The 25990-nt window shown below is 72.1% G+C and carries 18 protein-coding genes, 2 tRNA genes and 1 riboswitch; of the genes, 11 read left to right on the forward strand and 9 right to left on the reverse strand.

Annotated elements, in window-relative coordinates:
- Positions 1-42: 42 nt before the first annotated feature.
- Complete coding sequence (locus tag ACGFIB_RS12785; RefSeq protein WP_393371241.1) at positions 43-3006, reverse strand: helix-turn-helix transcriptional regulator; 2964 nt, start codon at positions 3004-3006, stop codon at positions 43-45.
- A 228-nt stretch (positions 3007-3234) separates the two neighbouring features.
- On the opposite strand from ACGFIB_RS12785, the gene ACGFIB_RS12790 reads away from it, so the two are divergent.
- Both ACGFIB_RS12790 and ACGFIB_RS12795 read left to right on the forward strand, forming a co-directional pair.
- Positions 3235-5733 carry a molybdopterin oxidoreductase family protein gene (locus ACGFIB_RS12790; protein WP_393371244.1) on the forward strand — a complete coding sequence of 833 codons (2499 nt, stop codon included), beginning with the start codon at positions 3235-3237 and terminating at the stop codon, positions 5731-5733.
- Positions 5734-5846: 113 nt separating this feature from the next.
- Positions 5847-6737 carry a hypothetical protein gene (locus tag ACGFIB_RS12795; protein ID WP_393371247.1) on the forward strand — a complete coding sequence of 297 codons (891 nt, stop codon included), beginning with the start codon at positions 5847-5849 and terminating at the stop codon, positions 6735-6737.
- Between the two features lie 534 nt (positions 6738-7271).
- On the opposite strand, the gene ACGFIB_RS12800 is transcribed toward ACGFIB_RS12795, so the two are convergent.
- Together ACGFIB_RS12800 and ACGFIB_RS12805 are read right to left on the reverse strand one after the other, a co-directional pair.
- A tRNA-Val gene (locus tag ACGFIB_RS12800) sits at positions 7272-7346 on the reverse strand.
- Positions 7347-7371: 25 nt separating this feature from the next.
- A tRNA-Gly gene (locus tag ACGFIB_RS12805) sits at positions 7372-7443 on the reverse strand.
- A gap of 186 nt (positions 7444-7629) precedes the next feature.
- On the opposite strand from ACGFIB_RS12805, the gene ACGFIB_RS12810 reads away from it, so the two are divergent.
- The 4 genes from ACGFIB_RS12810 (at position 7630) to glmS (ending at position 11276) form a co-directional block, all read left to right on the forward strand.
- Positions 7630-8193: a DJ-1/PfpI family protein gene (locus ACGFIB_RS12810; RefSeq protein ID WP_393371250.1), complete on the forward strand. Its 564-nt coding sequence runs from the start codon at positions 7630-7632 to the stop codon at positions 8191-8193.
- A 172-nt stretch (positions 8194-8365) separates the two neighbouring features.
- Positions 8366-9004 carry a class I SAM-dependent methyltransferase gene (locus ACGFIB_RS12815; RefSeq protein ID WP_393371253.1) on the forward strand — a complete coding sequence of 213 codons (639 nt, stop codon included), beginning with the start codon at positions 8366-8368 and terminating at the stop codon, positions 9002-9004.
- Positions 9005-9174: 170 nt separating this feature from the next.
- The gene (locus tag ACGFIB_RS12820; RefSeq protein WP_030505148.1) at positions 9175-9450 is read left to right on the forward strand and encodes a hypothetical protein; all 276 of its coding nucleotides are present in this window, start codon (positions 9175-9177) and stop codon (positions 9448-9450) included.
- 8 nt (positions 9451-9458) lie between these two features.
- Positions 9459-11276, forward strand: a complete 1818-nt coding sequence (gene glmS, locus ACGFIB_RS12825; protein WP_357164364.1) for a glutamine--fructose-6-phosphate transaminase (isomerizing) — start codon at positions 9459-9461, stop codon at positions 11274-11276.
- 77 nt (positions 11277-11353) lie between these two features.
- On the opposite strand, the gene ACGFIB_RS12830 is transcribed toward glmS, so the two are convergent.
- Positions 11354-11977, reverse strand: a complete 624-nt coding sequence (locus ACGFIB_RS12830; RefSeq protein WP_393371256.1) for a cysteine hydrolase family protein — start codon at positions 11975-11977, stop codon at positions 11354-11356.
- Positions 11978-11987: 10 nt separating this feature from the next.
- Complete coding sequence (locus tag ACGFIB_RS12835) at positions 11988-12785, reverse strand: AraC family transcriptional regulator (protein ID WP_393371259.1); 798 nt, start codon at positions 12783-12785, stop codon at positions 11988-11990.
- A gap of 282 nt (positions 12786-13067) precedes the next feature.
- Here ACGFIB_RS12835 and ACGFIB_RS12840 point away from each other — a divergent pair, with 282 nt between their 5' ends.
- The 4 genes from ACGFIB_RS12840 to ACGFIB_RS12855 all read left to right on the forward strand — a co-directional run bounded on the left by ACGFIB_RS12840 (position 13068) and on the right by ACGFIB_RS12855 (position 18865).
- On the forward strand, positions 13068-14006 hold the full coding sequence (locus ACGFIB_RS12840; protein ID WP_357244016.1) for a Bug family tripartite tricarboxylate transporter substrate binding protein: 939 nt from the start codon (positions 13068-13070) through the stop codon (positions 14004-14006).
- Between the two features lie 45 nt (positions 14007-14051).
- Positions 14052-14291: riboswitch (cobalamin riboswitch) on the forward strand.
- A gap of 133 nt (positions 14292-14424) precedes the next feature.
- Entirely contained in the window at positions 14425-16761 is a 2337-nt protein-coding gene (locus ACGFIB_RS12845; RefSeq protein ID WP_393371263.1) for a ribonucleoside-diphosphate reductase subunit alpha, read from the forward strand.
- The gene (locus ACGFIB_RS12850) at positions 16752-17762 is read left to right on the forward strand and encodes a ribonucleotide-diphosphate reductase subunit beta (RefSeq protein ID WP_223853273.1); all 1011 of its coding nucleotides are present in this window, start codon (positions 16752-16754) and stop codon (positions 17760-17762) included. Before ACGFIB_RS12845 ends, ACGFIB_RS12850 begins: the two co-directional genes overlap by 10 nt.
- 44 nt (positions 17763-17806) lie before the next feature.
- Positions 17807-18865: a mechanosensitive ion channel family protein gene (locus ACGFIB_RS12855; RefSeq protein WP_393371267.1), complete on the forward strand. Its 1059-nt coding sequence runs from the start codon at positions 17807-17809 to the stop codon at positions 18863-18865.
- A 36-nt stretch (positions 18866-18901) separates the two neighbouring features.
- Here ACGFIB_RS12855 and ACGFIB_RS12860 read toward each other — a convergent pair whose 3' ends face one another.
- The 3 genes from ACGFIB_RS12860 to ACGFIB_RS12870 form a co-directional block, all read right to left on the reverse strand.
- A complete protein-coding gene (locus ACGFIB_RS12860) occupies positions 18902-20470 on the reverse strand; it encodes a hypothetical protein (RefSeq protein WP_393371270.1) in 1569 nt (522 codons plus the stop codon).
- A 162-nt stretch (positions 20471-20632) separates the two neighbouring features.
- Positions 20633-23020: a WD40/YVTN/BNR-like repeat-containing protein gene (locus ACGFIB_RS12865; protein WP_393371272.1), complete on the reverse strand. Its 2388-nt coding sequence runs from the start codon at positions 23018-23020 to the stop codon at positions 20633-20635.
- A gap of 247 nt (positions 23021-23267) precedes the next feature.
- Positions 23268-23774 (reverse strand): hypothetical protein, encoded by a 507-nt coding sequence (locus ACGFIB_RS12870; protein ID WP_357244001.1) that lies wholly within the window; start codon positions 23772-23774, stop codon positions 23268-23270.
- Between the two features lie 115 nt (positions 23775-23889).
- On the opposite strand from ACGFIB_RS12870, the gene ACGFIB_RS12875 reads away from it, so the two are divergent.
- A complete protein-coding gene (locus tag ACGFIB_RS12875; protein ID WP_393371276.1) occupies positions 23890-25122 on the forward strand; it encodes an ABC transporter substrate-binding protein in 1233 nt (410 codons plus the stop codon).
- A 79-nt stretch (positions 25123-25201) separates the two neighbouring features.
- Here the strand turns inward: ACGFIB_RS12875 and ACGFIB_RS12880 are convergent, their stop codons facing one another.
- On the reverse strand, positions 25202-25972 hold the full coding sequence (locus tag ACGFIB_RS12880) for an ABC transporter ATP-binding protein (protein ID WP_357164394.1): 771 nt from the start codon (positions 25970-25972) through the stop codon (positions 25202-25204).
- Between the last annotated feature and the right edge of the window lie 18 nt (positions 25973-25990).

The following is a 25990-nucleotide window of genomic DNA, read 5'->3' on the forward strand; positions in this document are numbered from 1 at the left end:
CCCATAGCGGCGGCATCGTGGAAAACCCGTACTTGTCGGCACTCAGCGCGTGAGGGCGGTCGCCACGCCGACCCGGGAGGTGACCTCCAGCTTGGTGAAGATCCGCGACAGGTGCGTCTCCACGGTACGGACGCTGAGGAAGAGCCGCTCGGCGACCTGCTGATTGGTCAGCCCTTCGGCCACCAGCTGCGCCACCTCAAGCTCCCGGGGCGACAGCCCGAACCTGGTCGCCTGCCCGCCCGGGGCCGTGGTCGCGCCGCCGCCCACCCGTACGCCGAGGCGGCGCAGCTCGCGCTCGGTGCGCGCCTTGAGCCCGCGGGCGCCGCAGGCGTCGAAGACCTCGGCCGCGGCACGCAGGTTCTCCCTGGCGCGGCTCCGGCCGCCGGGCGTCCCGAGATGCGCGAGCCCGGCGGTGAGCAGGGCCCGGCCCGCGTCGAGCCGCCGCTCGCCGGCGCCCAGCAGCCGGGCCGCCTCCTCCGCGGCCGCGGCCGCCGAGGACGGGTCCCGGCGAGACAGCGCGTGCGCGCGGGCGAGCGCGGCGAAGCCGCAGTAGGCCGGCAGGCGTGGATCCTCCAGCCGCACGGCGAGCGCCGCCCACTGCGCCGCCCGCGCGGACGCCTCCGTGTCGGCCCCTGCGCCGGTCCCCGTGGCGATCCCTGTGCCGATCCCTGTGCCGGCCTCCGTGCCCGTCTCCCGGGAGGCGTCCGCGTAGGCGAGCGTCTCGGACGCCTGGAGCAGCGTCCCCGGGTCCACACGGGGCGACTCGAACCGGTTGCACGCGTCCAGCACCGCCTCGACGCCGTCGGCGAACCGGCCCGCGTTGACCAGGGCCTGTCCCCGCGCGTAGCGGGCCGTGGCCTCCCAGGTCTCGCCCGCCCCGACGCCGCACCGCACGGCCTCCTCGCCGGCGCGCAGAGCCGCCTCGTCGTCGCCGCTCCACGACTCGGCCAGGCAGAGCTGGGTGAGCGCGAAGACGAGCTGCTGGCCGGAGTCGAGCAACCGGGCGCCCTCCACCGACTCCTCCGCGGTGGCCCTGGCCTCCGCCAGCCGACCCGTCGCCACCAGCGTCTTGGCCCGGCCCGCCAGCAGGTTGGTCAGGATGTAGGTCTGCCCGGTCGACCGCGCGACGGACGCCGCCCGGTCGAAGTGGCGCAGCGCCTCGCCGTACCGGCCCAGGTAGGACTCGGCCCAGCACAGCCACGCGATGGCGTCCAGCCACTCGGACAGGTGCTCGTCCGGGGCGTCGGCGAGCAGCTTGCCGGCGATCTCGGCGTAGCGCAGCGCGTCGTCCGTACGGCGGGCGGCCAGGGCGGGCATCGGGCGCAGCGCCGCCACCGCGACCGCGAGCCCGGGCTCCCAGTCGTCGGCATTGTCGGGCATCAGATCGAGCACCGCCTGGGCGGCCCGGAAGTCCACCCGCATCATGCTCTCGGCGACCAGGCGCATCCGCATCGGCACCGCGGCGGCCGCCCGCGGGTTGGGCAGTCGGCTCAGCTCGTCGAGCAGCAGCGCCCTGGCCTCCTGCGGGCGGTCGAGCTGGCGCTCCATCAGCGCGCAGACACGGGCCGCGCGTCCCCTGCGGGGGTAGTCGTCCTCGGGAAGCATGCGCAGCAGCTCGCGAGCGGTGTCGCGGCCCTCGGCGAGCCTTCCGCTGATCCCCTGGGCCCAGCTCAGCTCCAGCATCAGGGCGAGCCGATCCTCCCGGGCCCCGGCGTCGTCCGGCATGAGCCGCAGCGCCGCCTGCAGCCAGTGCGCCGAGGTGGCGGGCGCGTGCGCGGTCACCGCGCGGGCCGCGGCCACCAGCACCTCCACCGCCGGCAGGTCGCCGAACGACCCGGAATGCTCCACGTGGTGGGCCCGCACGGTCGCCGGGGCGCCCAGCTCCGCCAGGCGGGCCGCGATCCTGGCGTGCGCGCCCAGGCGCCAGCCCGCCGCCGCCGACTCGTAGACGGCACGCCGCACGAGGGGGTGGCGGAAGCGGAACCGCGCGCCCGCGCTGCGGACGATGTCGCGCTCGACCAGTTCGTCCAGCGCGGCCAGCGTGGCGTCGGGCGGCAGCTCGGCGGCCACGGCGGCCACGGCCGGCTCGAACTCGTCGGCGGCGACCGCGGCGGCCTGGGCCACCAGCAGCGCGCCGGGGGACAGGTCGCCCAGCTCGACCTGGAGCGCGGCGAGCACGGTCGGCGGCAGCTCGGTCACGTCGGTGCCGCCCATCCGGGCCAGCGCCTCCAGATAGAACGGGTTTCCGCCGCTGGCCTCGTACAGCGCCGTGCCGCGTCCCCTGCTGACGTCGGGGCCGAGGAACTGCCGGACCTCGGCCGCGCTGAGCGGACCGACCACGACCTCGTGCCCGCGCGGGCCGGCCGCCGCGGCCAGCGTGGCCACGCGCGGGGCGGCCTGGGCCGGACGGTAGGCCACGGCCATCAGCACCGGGCCGGCGGGCGGGTGCCGCACGACGTGGTCGAGGAACTCGAGCGTGCCGTCGTCGGCCCAGTGGACGTCGTCGAGGACCAGCAGCAGGCCGGTGGGCTCGGCCAGCGCGCCCACCAGGTGCCGTACGGCCCGGTAGAGCCGATATCGGGCCAGGCCGCTGCGGTCGTCGGCCAGCGCGGGCTCGTCGCCGGCTGGCGCTCCGCCGGCGGCCAGCCCGGGGAAGACGCCGGACAGCAGGGTGGCCTGCCCGGACCCCACGGTCCGGACGACCTCCTCCCGGCGTGCGTCGAGATGGTCGTCGAGCGCGTCCACCAGTGCGCTGTAGGGAAGCATCTGCTCGTACTCGGCGGCGCGTCCCCACAGGGCGGTGAAACCGTTCTCACCGGCCATCGCCGCGAGCTCGCCGAGCAGCCGCGTCTTGCCCGCGCCCGGCTCGCCGGCCAGCGCGAGGAACTGGAAGCCGTCGCGGTGGCTCGCGGCCATCGCGCCCCGCAGCGCGGTCAGCGCGTCCCGCCGTCCGACGAGTGGCACGGACATGCCCGTGACGACCGGACCGGCCGTGCGTCCGTCCATTCGCACCCCACACGCGAACACGCGGGCCGTCCCCGCCGGTCGCGCCGACAACACCCAGTAAATGCACCTTACAGATCACGAGACCCGGACAGGGGGCGGGTCCGGCATTGACACTCTATGGAAAGTATTCGAAAAGGGACCGGTCAGTTCGGGCGATTCCGGGATCAGAAGCGCATGGCACCGGGTACGGGACGCGTCGTTCACACATCGTCACCGCGGAGGTGCCAGGTGCTGGACCGGATCGCCGATCCCAGGGGGCGGCGCACGCCGTACGGACCTCCCGACGCGGTGGAACGGCTGGCCGCGGCCCTGCCGAGCCACATGCGCGACGCGCTCCCCCCGGTCATCCGCCTCGGCAGCCCCTGGCCGGTGCGTGTGGACGCGTTCCCGGAGGACGGCGTCGCCGAGCCGGACGTCGAGCGCTGGGTTCCCGCGGTCTCCGCGGCGGGTTCCAACGGAGACGCCCTCGACGTGGCCGTTCGCGGCGGACGGGTGGTGGGCGTGCGCGGCCGGGCCGGTGACCGCGTCAACCACGGCAGGCTCGACCCCCGGGAGTGGCACGCCTGGCAGCCGCGCGCGGCGCGGCTGACCCGCCCTCTGGTCCGGGAGGACGGGCGGCTGGTGGAGACGACGTGGGACGTCGCGATGAACCGCGTCGCCGCGAGGTCGCGGCAACTGCTCGCCCGCCCCGGCGGCTGGGGCAGCCTCGCCTTCCACACCGGCACGCGGCTGTTCCTTGAGGAGCACTACACCCTGGCCGTCATCGGCAAGGCGGGCATCGGCACCCCGCACATGGACGGCGACACCCGCTGGGGCGCGGCGGCGGCCGCGGCCGCGCTCGCGGCGAGCTTCGGCACCGACGGCCAGCCGGGCTCGTACACCGATGTGGACCACTGTGACGCGCTCGCGCTGTGGGGGCACGACTGCGCCGCCACCCATCCCGTGCTGTGGGAGCGCATGCTCGACCGGCGGCTCGGCTCCAGGCCGCCCGCCATGATCGCGACCGGCCCGGAGGGGACGGCGGCGGCCAGGGAGGCCGACGTCCACCTCGCCGTGCGTCCCGGCACCAACGTGGCCCTCCTCAACGGCCTGCTGCACGAGCTGATCGCGGGCGGTTGGTACGACACGGCCTACGTCGCCGCGCACACCGTGGGGTTCGAACGGCTGTGGCGCGTCGTCGAGGCGTACCCCGCCAAGCGGGCGGCGGAGATCTGCGCGGTTTCGGTCGCGCAGATCGAGCAGGCCGCCGAGATCCTGGGCGCCGCCGAACGGCTGGTGTCGACCGTGGGCCCGGCCCTCCTGGGCTCCAACCAGGCGACCGCCGCCGCCTGCCAGGTCAACAACGTCCACCTGCTGCGCGGCATGCTCGGCCGTCCGGGGGCGGGGCTGTGCCAGCTCGGGGGGCCCGGATGCGACGCGCTGGAGGCGGGGTCGGCCGCGGACCTGCCGGGGCTGCGCAACTGGGCCGACACGGGGCACGTGCGCGAGCTGGCGGACCTGTGGAACGTCGACCCCGCCGTCATCCCGCACTGGGGGCCGGCCACGCACGCCACCCAGATCCTCAGGTACGCCGAGGAGGGCTCGGTCGGGCTGTTGTGGATCACGGCGTCCGATCCGGCGGCCACGATGCCCGGTCTCGACCGGATCCTCGCGCGGGAGGACCTGTTCGTCGTTGTCCAGGACCCGTACCTGACCGAGACCGCGCGGCTGGCCGACGTGGTGCTCCCGGCGGCGGTCTGGGGTGAGAAGACCGGCACCGTCACCGGCGCCGACCGCACGGTGCACCTGTGCGAGAAGGCGGTCGAGCCGCCGGGGGAGGCCAGGGCGGACCTCGACATCCTGCTCGACTACGCGCGGCGGATGGATCTGCGCGACCGGGACGGCCTGCCGCTCCTGCGCTGGACCGACGCGGAGTCGGCGTTCGAGGCGTGGAAGGCGTGCTCCCGGGGCCGTCCGTGCGACCACACCGGGATCACCTACGACCGGCTGCGGGCCGGCGGCGTCCCGTGGCCCTGCCTGCCGTCCAGTTCCCACGGCGTCGAACGTCTGTACGCCGGCGGGCGCTTCAACACCGGGCCGGAGGACTGCCAGACGTTCGGAGCCGACCTCGCCACGGGGGCCGAGTACGGCGAGGAGCGGTACCGCGCGGAAAACCCCCGGGGACGGGCCTTCCTCCACGCGGCCGAATTCGAGCCGTCTCCCGAGGTCGCCGACGACGAGCACCCCTTGGTCCTCGTCACCCGCCCGGGGCCGTGCCGCTTTCCGGCCCGGCCGGCTCGTCCCGGCGACGCCGCGTCCGAGCCGTTCGCGGCCGAGCCGTGTCTGGAAGTCCACCCCGGCGACGCCGCGGCGCTCGGCGTCGAGGACGGCGACCTCGTCCGGGTCGAGTCGCCCCTCGGCGCGCTGGAGGCCGTCGCGCGTCTGTCGGGCGCATGCCCGGGGGCCGTGGTCCTGCCGCTCGACGGACAGGGCGAGGCCGTGGCGCGGGCGGTCGCGGAGTTGACGTTCACCGCATGGGACCCGGTGTCCCGCCGGCCGCTGTGCACGGCCGCGGCGGTCCGGCTGGTGAAGGCCGGGCGGCGCGGGGAGGCCGCCCTGGAGGATGGCCTGGAGGAGGACCTCTACTCGGCCGCCGCCACACGGCTCGGCTGCGGTGTGACCGCGCGGCCCGAGGTGACGGCCGTACCCGGAGGAGGGGAGGCGCCGGAACGATACGAGGAGGTCTGACGTCCGCGATCGCCGGAGACGAGGTGGGTCGGCCTACCGGAAGGAAGCGACGAAATGATCCTTGCAGGCACACGCACCGCTTGGGGGGACGCCGCCCGCGGGTGGGACGATCTGTGAGCGGGCATCTGGCGCGCTATCTGGAGACGCTGTCCCGCACGCAGCATGCGCTGTCGTCCGGGTTCCACGCGCTGCGGCGCGGCCATCCCCGTGAGTCCGACCTGTGCGGCGTCTGCGAGCGCCTCGCCGCGCAGTGCCGCGATCACGCCGAGCGGCTGGAGCCCTTCCTGCGGAGGTACCGCTCCGGGAGCCTGCGCGATCCGCGTCCCGCGCCGTCGCGAGCGCCGGGGAGGCCGCCGGGGCTGGAGGTACCGCGCCGTGAGGCCTCCGGTTTCGACGCGGCGGGTTTCGACGCCGGGGGTTTCGAGGGCGGGGCATTCCAGGCCGGGGGTTTCGAGGGTGCGGGTTTCGAGGGTGCGGGTTTCGACGCGAGGGGAATCGACGCCGGGGGTTTCGACGCGGGGGAATTCGACTCCGGGAGGTTCGATGCAGGAGGGCGCGATACCGGCGTCTTGGACACCGGCGGCGTGAATACCGGGGGCTTCGACAGCGGGGGTTTCGACAGCGGGGGTTTCGACGCGGCGGGTCTGGAGCCGGCGGACCTCCAGCGGGTGGTGCGCGGGGCCGTGGAACGGGAGCGGGCGGCTGCGGAGGGTGCGGAGGGTGCGGACTCCGGGACGGCGCGCCACCCCGGAGTGACGCCGGGCCTGGGCGGCGGGAATGGGAGCGGCCTCGCTCTGCTGCGAGACCTGCACGGGCTGTACCTTCTGGGCACCGAGTGCGACTTGTCGTGGAGCGTGGTCGCGCAGGCCGCGCGCGGGCTCAGAGACGACGACCTGCTCGGTCTCGCCCGGCACTGCGCCCCCGAGACGGCCATCCAGTTGCTCTGGCTGCGCACCCGGATGCACCAAGTCGCACCGCAGGTTCTCGTCGTCCCGTCCTGGTAGTTCAGAAAAGGTCGACAAATCCCGTCATTAAGAGGAAATCTAGACAAGAGACGTATGATTTCCGATTAAATGGATTGTGGCCGCGTGAGGGTAATTGATAGAAGATTATCTCGGCGCCGGCGACCGGCAGGTGGCGGCCGTGGCCCATCGTGATACCGGTGCTCTTGGCGGGGGCGCATCGGTGGTGGCGGGAATGCGTCGCCGGTAAAGGCGAGTGCAGTGCCGCGATTTCACGGGGGCGCCGGCCGTTTTCGGCTGCCGGCGCCCTTGTGGATCACACGACGCCCTGAGGACGGATGCCGCCCCGTCCCCCTTGTGCCGGGCCGGGTCTGGCCGCGCCGGACCGCGGCTCGCCGTCGACCGCCGCTTGGGCGCGCCGGAGCTCGGCGATCCGTTGACCGTGCCGGTCGAGCGATCGAGAGGCGACCGGCTCCATGACGATCCCGGGGGCCGTTCAACGCCGGACCCGCGTCCGCCGGACGCGACCAGACGGAGAAACGACGAAACCCCGGCCGCGGCCGGGGTTTCGGTGGGTGGTGGACGATACTGGGATTGAACCAGTGACCTCTTCCGTGTCAGGGAAGCGCTCTCCCGCTGAGCTAATCGTCCGTGCCCGGATCTCGTCCGGACTCCGAGCGGAAGACGGGATTCGAACCCGCGACCCTCACCTTGGCAAGGTGATGCTCTACCACTGAGCCACTTCCGCAGCCATCGCTCGGGTTTCCCCGGCGACGCGTGAACAACTCTAGCGGATTCCCAGGGGTGCCGGTGCCAACCGGCCTCGATTCCGCACGCGGACGCGCGGCCGTGACCGAAGCGGGCCGAGACGTTGACCTGCCGGGGAGGCCGCGCGCAGGATGAGGCCGCGACCATAAGAAGGAGGGGTTCCGTCATGGCGAAGGTGCTCATCATCACCGGTGACGCGGCCGAGGACCTGGAGGTGATGTACCCGTACCAGCGGCTCCTGGAGGAGGGCTACGAGGCGCACATCGCGGCGCCGTCCGCCAAGAGGCTCCAGTTCGTGGTGCACGACTTCGTCGAGGGGTTCGACACCTACACCGAGAAGCCGGGCCACACCTGGGCGGCCGACGTCGCCTTCTCCGATGTGAACCCGGACGAGTACGCCGCGCTGGTGATCCCCGGCGGTCGCGCCCCCGAGTACCTCCGCGGCGACCGGGACGTGCAGGAGATCGTCCGCCACTTCGCCGGCGCCGGGAAGCCGATCGCCGCGCTCTGCCACGGGCCGCTGGTGCTCGCGGCGGCCGGAGTGCTCAAGGGACGGGAGAGCAGCGCGTACCCCGCCTGCGCGCTCGACGTGGAGAACGGCGGCGGCACGTGGGTCGACAGCGAAGCCCACGTCGACCAGAACCTCGTGACCGGGCGGGCCTGGCCGGACCACCCGGCGTGGATGCGCGCGTTCATGAAGGTGCTGCGCGCCGTGGCCCCGGTGGCCTGATCATCGCACCGACCGGACGAGGGGCGGATCCGTTCGCTTATCCGCCCCGGCCCGGCTCGCACCCCACGACGAGGCGGCGGACGATCACGATCGGGAGCATGGTCGCGGGCGACTCCGCCCGGCCCTTCCGGCGGTGCGCGGCCCGTGAGCCGAGGGACTAGAGTCGCCCGCCGTGACCGAATCCGCTTCCTATCTCACCGCGACGGCGGAGGCCTACGACGCCGTCGCCGATCTCTACGCGGAGCTCTTCCGGGACTCGCTCGGCCGCCTGCCGCTGGACCGCGCGCTGCTCGACGCGTTCGCCGAGTCCGTACGGGCCGCCGGCGCCGGGCGCGTGGCCGAGGTCGGCTGCGGCCCCGGCTATGTGACCGCGCACCTGCGCGACCTGGGACTGGACGTCTTCGGCGTCGACCTGTCGCCGAGGATGATCGAGATCGCCCGTGAGGCCTATCCCGATCTGCGCTTCGAGGTCGGGTCCATGGACGCGCTGGACCTGGCCGACGGCGAGCTGGGCGGCATCCTGTCCTGGTACTCGGTCATCCACACCCCGCCGCGGGAGCTGCCGGCGTACTTCGCCGAGTTCCGCCGCGTCCTGGCCCCCGGCGGCCTCCTCCTGCTCGGCTTCTTCGAATCCGAGGGAGAACCGGTGACGGAGTTCGACCACAAGGCGGCGCCGGCGTACCGCTGGCCGATCGACGGCCTCGCCGAGCTGGCCCGCGAGGCGGATTTCCGCGAGATCGGACGGATGCTGCGCGCGCCTCTCGAAGGCGAGCGCTTCCGCCAGGGCCGTCTGCTGATGCGCCGACTCTAGATCCTCGTAGCCGGCCGGTCCGAGCCCGGCCGGGCCGGCCGCCGCTTCGGTCGCGCAGGCCCGCCCGGCGACTGTCGGGATGGCGCCGGGTGACTTTCGGGACTGATCCTGCCCGAAAACGGGCAGGAAACTTGTTAGTCGGCATCGGCACTGCGTTAGGGTCCTGCTCTGTGTCCACGGCACGGCATCCCTTCGAGGACCTGATCGGTCACCTCACCCGGACCACATCGCTGGGACCGGGAGAGGCGGCCCGCGTGGTGGCCGACGTTCTGGCGTACTTCGGCGAGCCCGCGGAAGAGTACGTGCGGCGCCGCCACGGCGAACTCAAGTCGAGGGGGCTGACGAACGACCAGATCTTCCCCAGAATCTCCGCCGAGCTCGCGGGAAGACGTGTCGCGGCACCGGAGCTGACCCTGCGCCAGCTCCGGCGGATCGTTTACGGATAGGAGCGGTTATGTGCGGAATCGTCGCTTATGTCGGACCGAAGGACGCGGCGCCCATCCTGCTCGAAGGTCTCCAGCGGCTGGAGTACCGCGGCTACGACTCGGCCGGCCTCGCCGTCGTGAACGCCAAGAGCCTCAAGACGCGCAAGGTCAAGGGCCGGGTCGCCGACCTGGCGGCGGCGGTTCCCGCCAAGTTCAAGGGCACGATCGGCATCGGGCACACCCGCTGGGCCACCCACGGCGCGCCGAGTGACGTGAACGCGCACCCGCACATCGACCAGGAGCAGCGCATCGCCGTCGTGCACAACGGCATCATCGAGAACGCCGACGAGCTGCGCCGCCGCCTGGAGGGCGAGGGCGTGAAGTTCGAGAGCGAGACCGACAGCGAGGTGCTCTCGCAGCTCATCGGGCGGATGGTCAAGGAGACCGAGTCGCTGCGGGAGGCCGTGCTGCGGGCGCTGAAGAGCGTGGTCGGCACGTACGGCATCGCCGTGATCGACGAGCAGCGCCCCGGCGAGATCGTGGTGGCCCGCAACGGCAGCCCGATCGTGCTCGGCCTCGGCGAGAAGGAGATGTTCGCCGCCTCCGACGTCGCCGCGCTCATCCGCTACACGCGCCAGGTCGTCCACCTGGAGGACGGCGAGCTCGCGGTCATCAAGGCCGACGGGTTCAACACGTTCACCAGCGACGCCAGGGAGACGGCCAAGGAGCCGTTCACCGTCGACTGGGACGCCGGCCACTACGACAACGGCGGCTACGAGCACTACCTGCTCAAGGAGATCTCCGAGCAGCCCGACACGGTCGCCCGCACGCTGCGCGGCCGAATCGACGACCGCTTCCACATCGCCCACCTCGGCGGCCTCAACATGGACGCCCGGGAGACCCGCTCCTTCCGCCGAGTGAAGATCATCGGCTGCGGGTCCGCCTACTACTCCGGGCAGATGGGCGCGCAGCTCATCGAGGAGCTGGCCCGCATCCCCGCCGACGCCGAGCCCGCCTCGGAGTTCCGCTACCGCAGCCCCGTCGTGGAGCCCGACACCTTGTACGTCGCGATCAGCCAGTCGGGGGAGACCTACGACACGCTCGCCGCCGTGCAGGAGCTCAAGCGCAAGGGCGGCCGGGTGCTCGGCATCGTCAACACCGTCGGCAGCGCCATCGCCCGGGAGACCGACGGCGGCATCTACCTGCACGCCGGTCCGGAGGTCTCGGTGGCCTCCACCAAGGCGTTCATCTCCACTGCCGTGGCGTTCGCGCTGCTCGCCCTGCACCTCGGCCGCGTACGCGACCTGTCGCCGGCCGACGGCCGCAGGATCTGCGAGGGCCTGCGCCGGCTGCCCGAGCAGATCAAGGAGATCCTCACGCTGGAGGACCGGATCAAGGAGCTGGCGAAGAAGTACGCCGACGCGCCGGGCATGATGTTCGTCGGCCGGGTGCGCGGCTACCCGGTGGCCCGCGAGGGCGCGCAGAAGCTCAAGGAGATCTCCTACGTCCACGCCGAGGCGTATCCGGCGAGCGAGCTCAAGCACGGCCCGCTCGCGCTGATCAGCCCCGAGCTGCCGACGGTCGCGATCGTCCCTGACGACGAGCTGCTGGACAAGAACCTCACCACGCTGGGCGAGATCCGGGCCCGGCACGGGCGCATCCTCATGGTCGGCCACCGCACCTCCGAGGCGGCCGACGACTGCATCGTGGTGCCCAAGAACGAGGTCGAGCTCGACCCCATCTTGCTCACGATCCCGCTGCAGCTGTTCGCCTACCACGCCGCCGTCGCCCTGGACCGCGACGTCGACCGCCCGCGCAACCTCGCCAAGAGCGTGACGGTCGAGTAGCCCTTGTTCCTCCCGTACGGCCCGCGCCCGCCCGGCGCGGGCCGTACGGCGTCGCGGCCCGGGTCTGCAGGCGGTGGTCAGCCCGAGGACGCCACATGCGTCCGGATGGCGGCGACGACCTCGCTTGTGTTCAGGCAGGCGATGCCCATCCCGGCCATCTCGCGGTCCGCGTCAGCGGTCCAGCCGGACAGCGCGTCGCGAACGGCGACGGCGCGCAGGTCACGTTCGGTCGCGTCGACGAGCGTGGCTCGCGGGCAGTTCGGGTAGTTGCAGCCGGCGACGACCACCGTGCTCACCGCGCGTTCGGCGAGGCGTTCCAACAGCCGGGTGCGGAAGAAGGCGCTCCAGCGGGGTTTGTACAGGATGTGCTCGTCCGGGCGGATCTCCTGCGCGTGTCCCGCCAGGAGCAGGTCCGGGTCGAGCTCGCTTTCCGTTAGTCCGTCGGCGAGCTGGGAACCCGGCGAGTGCGGGTTGACCTTGCCACGCAGCGTGCGCCGGCACAGGTCGGCGTTGCCGCCGTCGGGCAGGTACAGGCGCACGACATGCACGATGGGCCGCCCCGCCCGGCGGAACGCGTGCGTCAGGCGCCGGACGGCCGGCAGCGCCTCGGCGGTGCCGGCGATGTCGGCGACGAAGTCGCGCTGCAGGTCGATGGTGAGCAGGGCGCTGCGGGAGAACTCGGGGCTGGTGTGTTCGTCCACGCCGGAGACGTTAGGCGGGCGAGCCGCGCCGGTCTTGTACGTCGTTGCGCGCGAACCGGCCCGGGGTGGCCGCGAACGTGCGGCGGAAGTGACGGTGCAGGTGCGCCTGGTCGTAGAAGCCGCTCTCCGCGGCGGCGCGCGCGACGGTGTGCCCGGCGGTCAGGAGCTGCTGGGCACGGCGCAGGCGCAGCTGGAGCAGGTAGCCGTGCGGGGTGACGCCGGTCTCGCGGCGGAAGGCGCGTAGCAGCCGGAATCGCGGCAGGCCCGCCACCTCCGCGAGCTCGTCCAGGCTCGGGGTGAGCCGGAGGTCTTCGGCCAGGTGCCGCTGCACCCTGCGGACGGGTACCGGCGGCGCCGGAGCGATCCCGCGGCGCGTGTAGCGGACGAGGATCTCGGTGCACAGCGCTTCGAACTCCTCCTGCGCGGCCAGGGAGTCCTGGTCCCGGCGGCGGTGCAGCCGGATCAGGCGCGCGGCCAGCCGGGGGTCGTACGGAGTCGGTACGCGAAAGGTGGGCCGGTGCCCGGCGAGTTCCGCCAGCAGCACCGGCGGGAGGTAGAAGACCCGGTAGTCCCAGCCCTCGGCGATGCCGGGGCGGCCGGCGTGGATGGTGTCGGCGTCGAGAAGGAGCAGGCTGCCCGCGTGCGCGTGTTCGGTGGCGCCGCGGTAGCGGACGGCCTCCACCCCGCGCTCGATGGCCGCGACGGCGTACTCGCTGTGCGCGTGAGGAACGAAACGATGCGTACGGAAGGACGCCTTCACCAGCCGCATGTCGTCCCGGCCGTAACGGTGCTCGACGACATCGTCCATGGCTGCCTTTGTATCTGACGCCGTCCCGGATCCGGATCCACGGGTGTTGCGCAGGATGGACCACTCGCGCAAGAGCAGTCGCGTGTCGTCCGTCCGGATCCTCATTCTCGGCGCCCTGTGCGAGCGCGGCCCATGCACGGCCACCAGTTGCGCCTCCTGTTCGAGGAGGGGCGCCAACGCGCCCATCGATCGCCGCAGTCGTAGCGTCCGTTATGTGGTGACTTGGGGTAGTTGCTCATAGTCTGTGCGTGTAAGGGGCTCTTCGGGTAGGAGGGTGCCGACATGCGACGCCGTTCGGTCCTCGCGCTGGGAGCCCTGGCCCTGGCGGGCGCGTGCGGTGTTCAGGCGCCAAGACGCCGCGGGGAGCTCTCCCTGGCCGTCCCGGGCCCGCCCGGAGGCTGCGGGGATGACGTCGCCGCCGGGTTCAAGTCGCTCATCGAGGGGCGTGGGTGGGCCCGGGCCGTACAGATCAGGCGGGAGGCCCGCGACGGCGGGACGGCTCTCGCCCGGCAGGGCGGGCCGCGGGCCGACCTGGTGATCGCCGATCCCGCGCTGCTCGCCGCCTGCGCGCGGGCCCGCGACCCGCTCCTGGTCGCCAGGGCCGTCCCGCTCGCGCGGCTGACGGGGGAGTGGGAGGTGCTGGTCGCCTCGCCCGACTCGGGTTACCGCACGTTCGAGCAGTTCGCCGCCGCGCTGCTGCGCGACCCCGGGGGGCCCAGGGTCGCGGGCGGCGCCGACCGCGGCTCCGAGCACCTGCTGCTCGGCATGACCGCGCGGGGACTGGGGGCCGATCCCCGTCTGCTCGACTACGTCCCGTTCGGCAGCAGGGCGCAGGCCGTCGCCGCGGTCCTCGACGGCCGGCTCCCGCTCGGGTTCGGCAGCAGGCGCGAGGTCGCCCCCCACGTGCGCGCCGGACGGCTGTGGCCGCTCGCGGTCTCCTCCGCCGAGCGGCTGCCCGGGGTGGACGCGCCGACGCTGTCGGAGTCGGGCGTCCGGGTCGTGTACGCCGACTGGACGGGGCTGATCGCCCCGCGCGGCACACCAGGGCAGGACGCCCTGCTCGACCTGTGCCGGGCCGTCACCGACACTCCGGGCTGGCGGAGCCTGTGCGACCGCAACGACTGGACGCCGATGTGGCTCGACGGCGACGACTTCAGCCAATGGCTCGTCGGCGAGGCACGCCGTACGGCCCTGCTTCTCAATGATCTCGGAGTTCGGTGAGAAACACAACTTGTAGGGGTGCTTGCGGGAAGGGCCACAAGATGTAGGATCCATCGCGTTGCTGGTTCACCTGGGGTGAGGCAAGAGGGAACCCGGTGCGAATCCGGGACTGCCCCGCAGCGGTGAGCGGGAACGACCGCCGTCACACGGCACTGTGCCTCAGGCACCGTGTCGGCAAGCACTGGGCGCGAGCGCGCCCGGGAAGCGACGGCCAGTAGGACCGGCGGGCGCGAGCCCGTCCGGACGCCCGCGAGTCCGAAGACCTGCCAGTGACGCGCGCGCATGGGCGCGCGCCCCGCGCCGGGCCCCGAGGGTGGGCTCGCCGCTTCGTCACGGCACGGTTCCCTCTCGTGCGCGTGCGCCGCGGCATGCCTCCCCTCCGGTCCGGCCGGGACACGCAACGACGAGGAGAGGCATCATGACCATCACCGACCCGGCCTCCGCGTCCGCGGACCCCGCGTCAGGGCAGCGCGGCGGGCCGCGGGCTTCGGCGGGAGATCCCGGACCCGGCGCCCCGCGCCGCGCCGCCTCCGTCTCCGTAGCCTCTGCCCCTGCCGTACGGCAGGCCCACTCCCAAGCGGACGGCGCGGTGGACGCGGCGGGCGTCCGGCAGGCGATCGAGGAGGCGGCGGCGGGGGTCATCGCCGACCCGGAGAACTCGCGCCGGGCGGCCCGGCTGCTGAGCGGTCTGATCGCGGAGGAGGCCGCGGCCGAGGGGGTGCGCACCTTCTCGGAGTCGGTCGCCGCCGCCCACGCCGCCGGGCTGCTGGGCGATGCGATCGCCGCGTTCGTGGCCGGCGAGGCCGATGCGCTCGACGCGTTGATCGACCCGGCGGCCGACGACCGGTTCGAGTACTTCGGACTGCGCACGGTCTACGACCGTTACCTGCTGCGCCACCCGGTCACCCGGCGCGTGCTCGAACACCCGCAGCACTTCCTGCTGCGCGTCGCCTGCGGCCTGTCGGACACGGTGGCCGAGGCGGCCGAGCTGTACGGCCTGATGTCCACGCTGGCCTACCTGCCCAGCTCGCCGACGCTGTTCAACTCGGGCGCGCGCCGGCCGCAGCTGTCGTCGTGCTTCCTGCTCGACTCGCCCCGCGACGAGCTGGAGAGCATCTACGAGCGGTACGGCCAGGTGGCGCGGCTGTCGAAGTACTCCGGCGGCATCGGCGTCGCCTGGACGCGGGTGCGCTCGCGCGGATCCCTGATCCGGGGCACCAACGGCCTGTCCAACGGCATCGTCCCCTGGTTGCGCACGCTCGACGCGTCGGTGGCGGCCGTCAACCAGGGCGGCAGGCGCAAGGGCGCCGCGTGCGTCTACCTGGAGACCTGGCACGCCGACGTCGAGGAGTTCCTGGAGCTTCGCGACAACACGGGCGAGGAGTCGCGCCGCGCCCACAACCTCAACCTGGCCAACTGGGTGCCCGACGAGTTCATGCGCCGGGTCGAGGCGGACGGCACGTGGTCGCTGTTCGACCCCAAGGAGGCCCCCGAGCTGACCGACCTGTGGGGCGAGGCGTTCGACGCCCGCTACCGCGAGCTGGAGGCCGCCGGGCGGCACGTCCGGCAGGTGCCGGCCCGCGCCCTGTACGCCCGGATGATGCGCACGCTCGCCCAGACCGGCAACGGCTGGATGACGTTCAAGGACGCCGCCAACCGCGCCTCCAACCAGACCGCGCGCCCTGGAAACGTCATCCACCTGTCCAACCTGTGCACCGAGATCCTGGAGGTCACCAGCGACGGCGAGACCGCCGTGTGCAATCTCGGCTCGGTCAACCTCGCCGCGCACCTGACCCCCGAGGGCGACGCCGTGGACTACGGCAGGCTGCGCGCCACGGTCCGCACCGCCGTACGGTTCCTGGACCGGACGATCGACCTCGGCTTCTACCCGACCCCGGAGGCGGAGGCGGCCAACCGGAAGTGGCGGCCCGTGGGGCTCGGCGTCATGGGCCTCGCCGACGTGTTCTTCGCGCTGCGCCTGCCGTTCGACTCGCCGGAGGCGTTGGCGCTGTCGACCCGCGTCGCCGAGGAGATCGCGCTCGCGGCGTACGGCACCTCGGCCGACCTGGCCGCCGAACGCGGGCGCCACCCCGCCTACGAGGAGACCCGGGCGGCGGACGGCGTCCTGCACCTCGACCACTTCCCGTGCGCCCCGGCGCACCCCGAGGAGTGGGCCGCGCTGCGGGCCAGGATCGCGCGGACCGGGCTGCGCAACTCCCTGCTGGTCGCGATCGCGCCGACGGCCACGATCGCCTCGATCGCGGGTTGCTACGAGTGCGTCGAGCCGCAGGTGTCCAACGTCTTCAAGCGCGAGACGCTGTCGGGGGAGTTCCTCCAGGTCAACCGGTATCTCGTGCGGGATCTCCAGGCGCTCGGGCTGTGGACCAAGCCGATGCGCGACGCGATCAAGCTCAACGACGGCTCGATCCAGGACATCGCCGCCATCCCGGACGCGCTCAAGACGCTCTACCGCACCGCCTGGGAGCTGCCGCAGAAGGCGCTGATCGACCTGGCCGCCGCGCGGCAGCCGTACGTCGACCAGTCGCAGTCGCTCAACTTCTTCATGGCCGCCCCCACCATCGGCAAGCTCTCCTCGATGTACGCCTACGCCTGGCGGTCGGGCCTGAAGACCACCTACTACCTGCGCTCCCGCCCGGCGACGCGGATCGCCCAGACGACCGTGCCGGCCATGGCGCCGGTCGAGGCGGTCGCCTGCTCACTCGAAAACCCCGAAATCTGCGAGGCATGCCAATGAGAACGATGCTGCTCGACCCCGGTATGGACCTGACCCTGCGCCCGATGCGCTACCCGGGGTTCTACGAGCGGTACCGCGCGGCGATCCGGAACACCTGGACGGTCGAGGAGGTCGATCTCTCCTCCGACCTCGCCGACCTCGCGGCCCTCGACGAGGGGGAGCGGCACCTGATCAACCGGCTCGTGGCGTTCTTCGCCACCGGCGACTCGATCGTGGCCAACAACCTGGTGCTGAACCTCTACCAGCACGTGAACGCCCCCGAGGCGCGGCTCTACCTCAGCAGGCAGCTGTTCGAGGAGGCGGTGCACGTCCAGTTCTACCTGACCCTGCTGGACACCTACCTGCCCGACCACGACGAGCGGGTCAAGGCGTTCGCCGCCGTCGAGCACATCCCGTCGATCCGCGACAAGGCCGAGTTCTGCTTCCGCTGGATCGACTCGATCAGCGAGCTGAGCCGGCTGGAGACCCGGGAGGACCGGCGGGCCTTTCTGCTCAACCTCGTCTGCTTCGCCGCCTGCATCGAGGGACTGTTCTTCTACGGCGCCTTCGCCTACGTCTACTGGTTCCGCTCGCGCGGGCTGCTCGGCGGCCTGGCGACCGGCACCAACTGGGTGTTCCGCGACGAGTCGATGCACATGGAGTTCGCCTTCGAGGTGGTCGACACCGTGCGCCGCGAGGAGCCGGACCTGTTCGACGACGAGCTGGTGGCCCAGGTGACGCGGATGATCGAGGAGGCGGTCGCCGCCGAGCTCGCCTTCGCCCGCGACCTGTGCGGCGACGGGCACGGCGTGATGAGCGCCGACAACATGCGGCGCTATCTGGAGTACGTCGCCGACCGCAGGCTCACCCGGCTCGGCCTGCCCGTGCGATACGGCACGGACAACCCCTTCCCGTTCATGGAGTTCCAGGACGTGCAGGAGCTGGCGAACTTCTTCGAGCGCCGGGTCTCGGCCTACCAGGTGGCCGTCGAGGGGGACGTCAGTTTCGACGAAGCCTTCTGACTCATCCGGTTTTCGGCGCTCCCCTAAAGGGCAAAGGGAACGCCATGACGACGACAGGGGGCGCCGTCACAGCGGCGGCGTGGAACTGGGCGACCGTGGCGATCGCCGTGGCCGCCGCGATCGTCGCGGTGGAGCTGGTCCGGCGGGTGCTGAAATCGCGCCTGATAGGGGAGCGGTGGGCGCTCGCCGGGCCGTTCGTGCGCAGGTGCACCTGGCCGGGCTTCGCCTCGGCCGTGGTGGGCACCGTCAAGGCGGCCTACGACCCCGGCATGCCCGGGTCGGACTCCCGCGGCTTCCAGCGCCTGCTCGCGCTGCTGCTCATCGCCGGCGTGACCTGGCTGATGATCCAGGCGGCGTACGCGGTGACCGATGTCGTGCTCGACCGGCTGACGCGGGTCGAGGGCGAGCGCAACCGCCGCGCCCGGCGCATCCGCACCCAGATCGCGCTGGTGCGCCGGGTGTCGGCGGCGGTCGTCGTGGTGCTCGCGCTGGGGGCGATGCTGTTCACCTTCCCGCAGGTGCGGGCGCTCGGCGCGGGACTGCTCGCCTCCGCCGGGATCGCCGGCGTGGTGGGCGGCATCGCGGCCCAGTCCACGCTCGGCAACATGCTGGCCGGGCTGCAGCTCGCCTTCAGCGACGCGCTGCGGCTCGACGACGTGGTCGTGGTCGAGGACGAGTGGGGCCGCATCGAGGAGCTGACCCTCACCTATGTGGCGCTGCGCCTGTGGGACGAGCGGCGGCTCATCCTGCCGGTGTCCTACTTCACCACCAATCCGTTCGAGAACTGGACGCGCCACGAAAGCCGCATCCTCGGCAGCGTGTATCTCCGGGTGGACTGGTCGATCCCGGTCGAGGAGGTGCGCACCGAGCTCTACCGGGCGCTGCGGAACAACCCGCTGTGGGACCAGAAGGACTGGACGCTCCAGGTCACCGACATCACCCCGGAGGGGCTGGTCGAGCTGCGCGCCCTGATGAGCGCGGCCGACTCGGCGAGCGCCTTCGACCTGCGCTGCGACATCCGCGAGCACCTGGTGACGTTCATTCGCGACAAGCACCCCGAGAGCATCCCGCGCCTGCGCGTCGAGACCCCCGCACGCCGATGAGCGCGGCCGCGACCGGACCGGCGGCTCTGACGGGTGTCAGGGGGCGTTGGACGGCCGCAGGAGCCTGCTCGCTCCGGCGATGAGAGCGGTGGCGAGGATCCAGCCCGCGGCGATCAGGCCGTTCGCCAGCCACTGGGTCCATCCGGCCGGCTCCCAGGCGCCCCGCTGCTCGAACACGCTCACCGGCACGAGCAGGTCGAGCGTGTAGACGAAGGCGTTGAAGTGGCGCGACTCGTCCAGCCCGATCTGGTGCGGCGGCCACTGCGTGAAGATCGCCGTGCCCGTGGCGAGGAGCAGCGCGGCCCACAGACCGGCGAGCCAGGGCCGGTAGCCGTAGCCGACGAGCCCGTCGAGCAGCCGGCCCCACAGCCGCCCGGGCACCCGCAGCGTCCGCCGCCGCGCCCGTTGCCTGGCCAGCAGCACCCGGCGCGCGTCAGGCTCGTGCCCGATACGCCGGTAGTAGGCGGCCAGCTGCTCGTACGGCTGGGGGAGGTAGCCTCCGGGATCGCGCCGCAGCCAGGAGAGCCGGTCCGCCAGGGTCGCGGGCCCGCGCAGCGACTCGTACGTCAGCCCGTTGAGGCGCACGTCGCCGGGGTAGCTGTCCGGACGGTCGAACAGCACACCGAAGCGGGAGTAGCCGAGGTTGACCTCGCCCTCGATCGACTCGGGCAGCAGGATGAGCTCGTCGGCCTGCATGTGGCTCAGATGCAGCACCCGGCCCCGCGCCCGCAGCACCGCCCCGTGGAACGACAGGACCCCGTCGATGCGCGCGCCGCGCAGCCGCACGGTTCCGTGGGCGGTGAGACCCGCGCCGAGCTCGGCCGCCGCGGCCTGCATGTGGTCGGCGTGCACGGCGGGGGTGCCGTCCGCGGTGACGACGGCACCCTGGAGGTAGAGCCCGCTGGAGAAGCGGGCGCCGATCAGCCGCAGGCCGCCCGTGGCCCGCATGTCGCGTAAGAAGGCACTGCCGTCCACGGCGAGCCCACCGGCCCACAGCGCGACCGACTCCCAGGTCCGCGGCTCCTCGGAGCCCTCGGGCCCGTTCCAGGAGGCCGCCTCCGACGGGTCCGCCCCCGGTTCCCGGTACGGCGCCTCGCCGGGGGTGCCCACCCGCGTGCCGGAGAGCCGGAGCTGCCCGGTCACGTGGGCGTTGTCCAGGCGCACCCCCGCGTGGACCGTCGATCCGTCGAGGTCGAGAAGCCCGTCGATCGTGGCCCGGCTGGCCCGGAAGCGGAGGATGTCGCAGCGCCGCAGCCGTACGCCCCTGGTCCTGGCGTCGTTGAGCGAGACCGTTCCGGCGATGTGGCAGTCGAGCAGGTGGACCTTCGCCTCGATCGTGGCGTCGGAGAGGTTGAGATCGCCGATGATCCTGGCCCCGGCGAGCCGGACGCCCGGCACCCGGGCCGATCCGCCGACGCCCCGGTCGAGCACCAGGGCGGAGATCACCTCCGCCCGGACCACCCGGGAACGGCCCCAGGAACCGCCGGAGGAAGGGTCCACCTCGTGGCCCTCGCGCAGGTCGACCCAGGCGCCGGTGGGATAGGCCTCCCACAGCCGTCGCTCGGCGGAGGTGAGCCGGTGGAAAGGAGGCCGCGATCTTGCCATGGGGCCGACCATATATGTGCGCGATCTTCGGACGCGATCGAATCGGGCGCGATCGAATCGGCTGCGGCACCGGGCCGCTTCCGGAGATGACCCTGTCCGAAAACGCGGGGAGGGCGGGCCCGTTGTGGGCCCGCCCTCCTCGACCGTCAGGGGTGTGACCGGTTACTGCTGCGGCAGCGCGATCTTCCAGACGCTGCGGCCGAACGTCGCCGCGTACAGCGTCTTGCGGTCACCGGTGATCGTGATGTCGAGCACCGGCGTGTTGGGCAGGCCGGCGCCGAGCCGCTTCCAGTTCTTCTTGCCGTTCTTGTCGTAGAAGACGCCGAAGTCGGTCGCCGCGTAGAGCTGGTCGCTCGGCTGGTCGTAGGCGAGCATCTCGACCGGCGCGTTGGGCAGCTTGCCGCTGATGTTCTTCCAGCTGTTGCCGCCGTCGGTCGTCTCCCAGACGTTCGCCGCGTTGTCGCCCTCGCGGTAGCCCGAGTAGGCCACGTACACGTGGTCGGCGTTGGAGGGGTCGACCACGATCGAGTTGACCCACCGGACGGGCAGGCCCTTGCCGGTGAACTCGGTCCAGGTGGCGCCGAGGTCGGTCGTCTTCCAGAGCCGGCCGGTGTCGGTGCCGACGTAGATCGTGTTGCCGTCGGTCTTCGCCGGGCTGATCGCGGTGATCGTGGAGTACATGCCTCCGTACGACCCCGGGTCGTCCTGCTCCGCCGGCACCGGCCCGGTGAGGAAGTCCCCGGGCGGGCTGATCTGCGTGAAGGTCGTGCCGCGGTCGGTCGACCGGTCGAGCACGTTGCCGCCGAAGTACACGACCGACGGGTTGCTCGGGTCGAGGACGACCGGGGCGTCCGTCGTGATCCGCGAGGAGTGCCGCGTCCCGAACCGGATGTTGCGGGTGGTGCCGTTCGCGTCCTCGTGCCGCGTGCAGCTTCCGCCCTGGGAGCACTCGTAGTAGATGTTGTGGTCGCTCGGGTCGATCACGACGTAGTGGCCGTCACCGCCGCCGTAGGAGTTCCACTGCATCAGGTCCGAAGGCGCGGCGGTGGCGGTCCAGGTGCGGTGGCTTCCGTTGTCCTGCAGGCCGGAGGCGAGCCGGGTCGGGTCGTCGCTGGCCACCGCGAGGTGGTACGACTGGTTGAACGGCTGGTACGTCCCGTGGATCCACGAGCGGGTCGCGCCATTGGTGTCGGAGCGGTAGACACCGCCATCGTTCCCGAGGTAGACGCGGCTCGGGACGTTCGGGTCCCACTGCACCATGTGCTGGTCGGAGTGCGGTCCGCTGGAGGTGGCCCACGTCGCGCCGCCGTCCTTGGACTCGCGCAGGTTCACGTCGGCGTTGAACAGGTGGTTCTTGTCCTTCGGGTCGACCCACAGCCGCCCGAACCACCACTCGTAGCCGCTCGAGGCGCCCGCGCGGCCGCTCGGCGCGAACGAGTCGCCGCCGTCGTCCGAGACGTAGAAGCCCTTGTCGGCACCGTACGTGTTGCCGGAGATCACGTAGACCCGGTTCGGGTCGGTCGGGGCGATCGCGACTCCGATGCGGCCGAGGCTCGCGTCGCTCGTCAGGCCGGTGCCCGTGGCGTCCGAGGCATGCCGGCCGGTCACGTTCTCCAGCCGCTTCCACGTGTCTCCGCCGTCGTCCGAGCGGAACAGACCGGAGCCGACGCCGCCGTAGAGGCGGCGGCCGCTGTTGCGCTGGTGGTCCCACAACGTCGCGAAGATGCGCTTGGGGTTCGTCGGGTCGATCGCCAGGTCGACGCCGCCCGTGGTGGCGTTCGGCGTCGGCAGGACGAGCTTCCAGTCCTTGCCGCGGTTCGTCAGCCGGTAGATGCCGCGCTCACTCGCGGACCCGGACAGGTTCCCGGAGGCCGCGACGAAGACCGTCTGCGGGTCCGTGGGATCGACGACGATCTTGCCGATCGCCGCGCTGTCGGTGAGACCCCACTGCTGCCAGTGCTGGCCGCCGTCGGTCGACTTGTAGACGCCGTCGCCGAAGTAGGTCAGACCGCCGCCCGACGGGTTCGCCTCGCCGGTGCCGGCCCACAACGTGCCGTCGGGCCCCCTCGTGAGCGCGCCCACCGTCTGCGTGTTGTCGTTCGGCCAGGCCGGCTCGAAGGTGTCGCCGGCGTCCGTGCTCTTCCAGACGCCGCCGCCGGAGGCCGCGACGTACAAGGTGTCGGGGTGGGCGGGGTCGACGGCCAGGTCGGTGACGCGGCCTCCGATGTTCGAGGGGCCGAGGAGGTCCCAGGTGCCGCTGCCCGGCTTGAGCGCCTTGGACCGCTGGACCGCCTGCTTGATCTGCGCGGGCGTCACGTCCTGGCCGGAGGTGAACTTCTGGGTGAGGTAGTCCGCCGGCTGGGTGGGGCCGCCGTCCTCCTCCTCACCGGGAATTTGCAGGGAGGCGCTCGTCTGGCTTCCCGCGGACAGGGCGGCCTGACCCGAGAACGCGGGCCCCTGGAATGTCAGAGCCGACACGGCGAAGGCAAGCAACCCCGCCGCGCCGATCGCGGGCAGCGCATGCCGCCTCATCGGGACCTTACGTCTCATGCCAACGCCTCCTCGTCCCGTCCCCAGCGGACAGCCGGGGACAAAAGGTAAAGAGAGCGGCAGTATTTGGTCAATGCGACATCTGTCGAAGGTAGATAGTTCTTGACCGTAATCGGTCGTACCGGGCGGCCGCGTCGTACGGACAGACTGGCCCGTGCACCGCCTCCAGCAGCACGTTCCCGCCGACGGAGCCGACTGGATCGATGCGACAAATGTAGGAAGCGGCCACGGGCCGTGGGTCAGTCCGTTACGAGAGCGTGTACTTGACCCGGACCTTTCCTTCGCACAGCTGGATCACCTGGATGGCCACGTCGTGCGGTCCGGACAGGTGGGCCTCGGCCTCCGAGCCCTCTTCCTGGTCCTTGCGCTCGATCTTGTATCCGGCCTTGGCGAGCACGTCGGCGGCCTCGTCGCGAACACCGTCGAGGTTGGTGGGGTCAGCGTCCTTCGCGACGAAGAACAGCTCGGTCTTGCCGAAGGGGCCCTTGGACATGTAGAGCTGCCCGCCGGGCGGCAACGGCAGGTCCGCGGGCGGCTTCCGCTCAGGCGTGCCGGTCAGGTCGCCGGCCTGCGAGCAGGGGATGCCGTTGCCCGCCGCCGTGGCGCTCCCAGTCGAAGTGGTGGCGGGGCTCGCCGCCGAAGTGGTGGCCGGGCTCTCCTGGGCGGCGTCGTTCGACGTTTCCCCGCAGGCGGCGAGCGACGCCACGGCGGCGACGGCGATGCTGGCCGTAGCGATCAGTCGTGCGATGTTCATGAAACGGATTCCTCAGACGTAAGATAATGTCCTGCGCATGATCGGGCAGGAATCCCTCGAAACGGGCGGACCCGCCCGCGGGCGGCGACGCTATCAGGTTTACCGACGTGGCCACATGTCACGAATGGTGACGATGTGGCTCGCTTCGCTCCTCGTGCTGGTCGCGGCCTGCGCGGGCGGTGGATCAGGGGGGACGTCCGCCGACGAGTTCCAGGTGGTCGTCAGCGCGCCGATGTCGACCGAGCCGTGGATCGGTGCCTTCATCGAACGCGGGGCCCGGCTCGCGGTCGACGAGCTCAACGCACACGGCGGGGTCACCACCCCGTCGGGCGCCCGCAAGGTCGGGCTGACCGTGCTCGACAACGCCGGCTCGCCGGCCAAGGCCGCCGCGAACGCCCGTAAGGCGGTCGACGACCACGCGGCCGTCCTGCTCACCGACGGGACCGGGGCGGCCTCCGTCGCGCCGATCACCGACCCCGCGCACCTGCCGGTCTTCATCTGCTTCGAAGGCGGCGACGAGCTGATCGACCCGGTCCACCGGCCGAGCCTCTTCCGGATGGCGCCGGCCAACAAGCCCATGGCGCGCAGGCTCGCCGACTACATCGCCAACAGCCACCCCAAGGTGGGCCTGATCAGCGACGACTCCACCTACGGGGAACAGGGCCGGGCCGCGCTGCTGGCGGCCTTCAAGATCGACGAGGTGAAGGTGGTGGCGGATCAGAAAGCGCCGGCCCGCTCGTCCGACCTGACCACCCAGGTGCTCGCCGCGCGGCAGGCGGGCGCCGACAGGCTCGTGGTGTGGGCGAGCGCGAGCGACGTGATCGCCGTCGTCCAGGCCGTCCACGCGCTGGGCTGGGAGGTGCCCGTCTACACCGGGCCCACCGGTGAGGACCCGCTGGTCCGCCGGCGCCTGGCCGAGCATCCGGACTGGCTCGACCAGGTCACCTTCGCCTCGTTCCGGATGACCAGCGAGGTCGGCCCGGTGCCGTTCGAGCAGTTCCGCGCCGGCTATGAGGCGAAGATGGGCGTCGATCTGGTCGGTGTCCGCCAGGACGGCAAGCAGGTCGTGCAGCCGCCGGACTGGGCGATGTTCTCCTACGACTCGGTGCGCCTGGTCGCCGCGTCGCTCAGCGAGGCCGGCGCGCCGGGCGAGCCGCTCATGGAGGCTCTGAACAAGATCAGCATCACCGGCGCCAACGGCGACTACCGCGGCTACGCGGCCGACCAGCACGAGGGGGTCAACCCCAGCGACATGTACTTCGCTCGCTTCCACGGCTTTGTCTTCGAACCCGTCGGCGACGACCCGCTCTCCGACACCCTCCCCTCCGTGAACCAGCTGCAGGACTGACGGCGTCACCACGGGGAGGCGCGCCGGGACTCCCGGAAGCCCGGGCGGCTCACCGCGACTACCGGAGCAGGCCCGGTCCTCAGGAGGGGGAGGAGTGCCCCTGGCGCGTCTTGGGCACGACTCGATCCGGGGAGTCGCCGTCGCCGAAGTACATCCGGCCGATTCGCGGATCGGCCGCCACATCCTCGGTGGACCCGCTGAGGATCACGTGACCGTCCCGCAGCACGACGAGCCGATCGGCGAGTCGCAGAGCCAGCTGCAGGTGCTGCTCGATGAGCAGAACGGCCGTGCCCCCGGCTCGAATGGCGGCGATGTCCTCGCCGAGCGCGGCGACCGAGGCCGGAGCCAGACCGGCCGACGGTTCGTCGAGGACCAGCAGCGTGGGTGCGGACATGAGGCCGCGGCCGATGACGAGCATCTGCTGCTCTCCGCCGGACATGCTGCCGGCGCGCTGCGTGCGCCGCTCGGCCAGGCGCGGAAAAGTCCGGTAGACGCCCTCTCGGCGCTCGGCGACGACGTGCGTGCGGCGGCCGTCGAGGTAGGCGCCGAGAGTGAGGTTCTCCTCCACTGTGAGGCTGGGGAAGACGCGTCTGCCCTCGGACACGTGACTCAGCCCCCATCGCACGATCCGCCGGGGATCGCACCGGGTGATGTCCCGGCCGTCCAACGTCACCTCGCCCGAGCTCGGCCGGTGCAGCCCCGACACGCAACGGGCGACGGTCGTCTTGCCCGCGCCGTTGCCGCCGAGCAACGCGACGATCTCGCCGCGCCCGACATGGAAGGACACATCGTGCAGCACCGGTACGGCGCCGTGGCGGGCGCACAGCCCGCGGACCTCTAGCAGGGCCACGCAGTCTCCTCTCAGCGC

Source organism: Microbispora bryophytorum, from assembly GCF_043197435.1.
Lineage (GTDB): Bacteria > Actinomycetota > Actinomycetes > Streptosporangiales > Streptosporangiaceae > Microbispora > Microbispora bryophytorum.

Excerpts from the sequence above, each read along its gene's own strand:
- ACGFIB_RS12835 (WP_393371259.1), bottom strand. The coding sequence starts at position 12,785 with ATGGACGATGTCGTCGAGCACCGTTACGGCCGGGACGACATGCGGCTG.
- ACGFIB_RS12785 (WP_393371241.1), bottom strand. The coding sequence starts at position 3,006 with ATGGACGGACGCACGGCCGGTCCGGTCGTCACGGGCATGTCCGTGCCA.
- ACGFIB_RS12860 (WP_393371270.1), bottom strand. The coding sequence starts at position 20,470 with ATGGCAAGATCGCGGCCTCCTTTCCACCGGCTCACCTCCGCCGAGCGA.
- glmS (WP_357164364.1), top strand. The coding sequence starts at position 9,459 with ATGTGCGGAATCGTCGCTTATGTCGGACCGAAGGACGCGGCGCCCATC.
- ACGFIB_RS12865 (WP_393371272.1), bottom strand. The coding sequence starts at position 23,020 with ATGAGACGTAAGGTCCCGATGAGGCGGCATGCGCTGCCCGCGATCGGC.
- ACGFIB_RS12870 (WP_357244001.1), bottom strand. The coding sequence starts at position 23,774 with ATGAACATCGCACGACTGATCGCTACGGCCAGCATCGCCGTCGCCGCC.
- ACGFIB_RS12845 (WP_393371263.1), top strand. The coding sequence starts at position 14,425 with ATGACCATCACCGACCCGGCCTCCGCGTCCGCGGACCCCGCGTCAGGG.
- ACGFIB_RS12840 (WP_357244016.1), top strand. The coding sequence starts at position 13,068 with ATGCGACGCCGTTCGGTCCTCGCGCTGGGAGCCCTGGCCCTGGCGGGC.
- ACGFIB_RS12855 (WP_393371267.1), top strand. The coding sequence starts at position 17,807 with ATGACGACGACAGGGGGCGCCGTCACAGCGGCGGCGTGGAACTGGGCG.
- ACGFIB_RS12810 (WP_393371250.1), top strand. The coding sequence starts at position 7,630 with ATGGCGAAGGTGCTCATCATCACCGGTGACGCGGCCGAGGACCTGGAG.
- ACGFIB_RS12875 (WP_393371276.1), top strand. The coding sequence starts at position 23,890 with ATGTCACGAATGGTGACGATGTGGCTCGCTTCGCTCCTCGTGCTGGTC.
- ACGFIB_RS12850 (WP_223853273.1), top strand. The coding sequence starts at position 16,752 with ATGCCAATGAGAACGATGCTGCTCGACCCCGGTATGGACCTGACCCTG.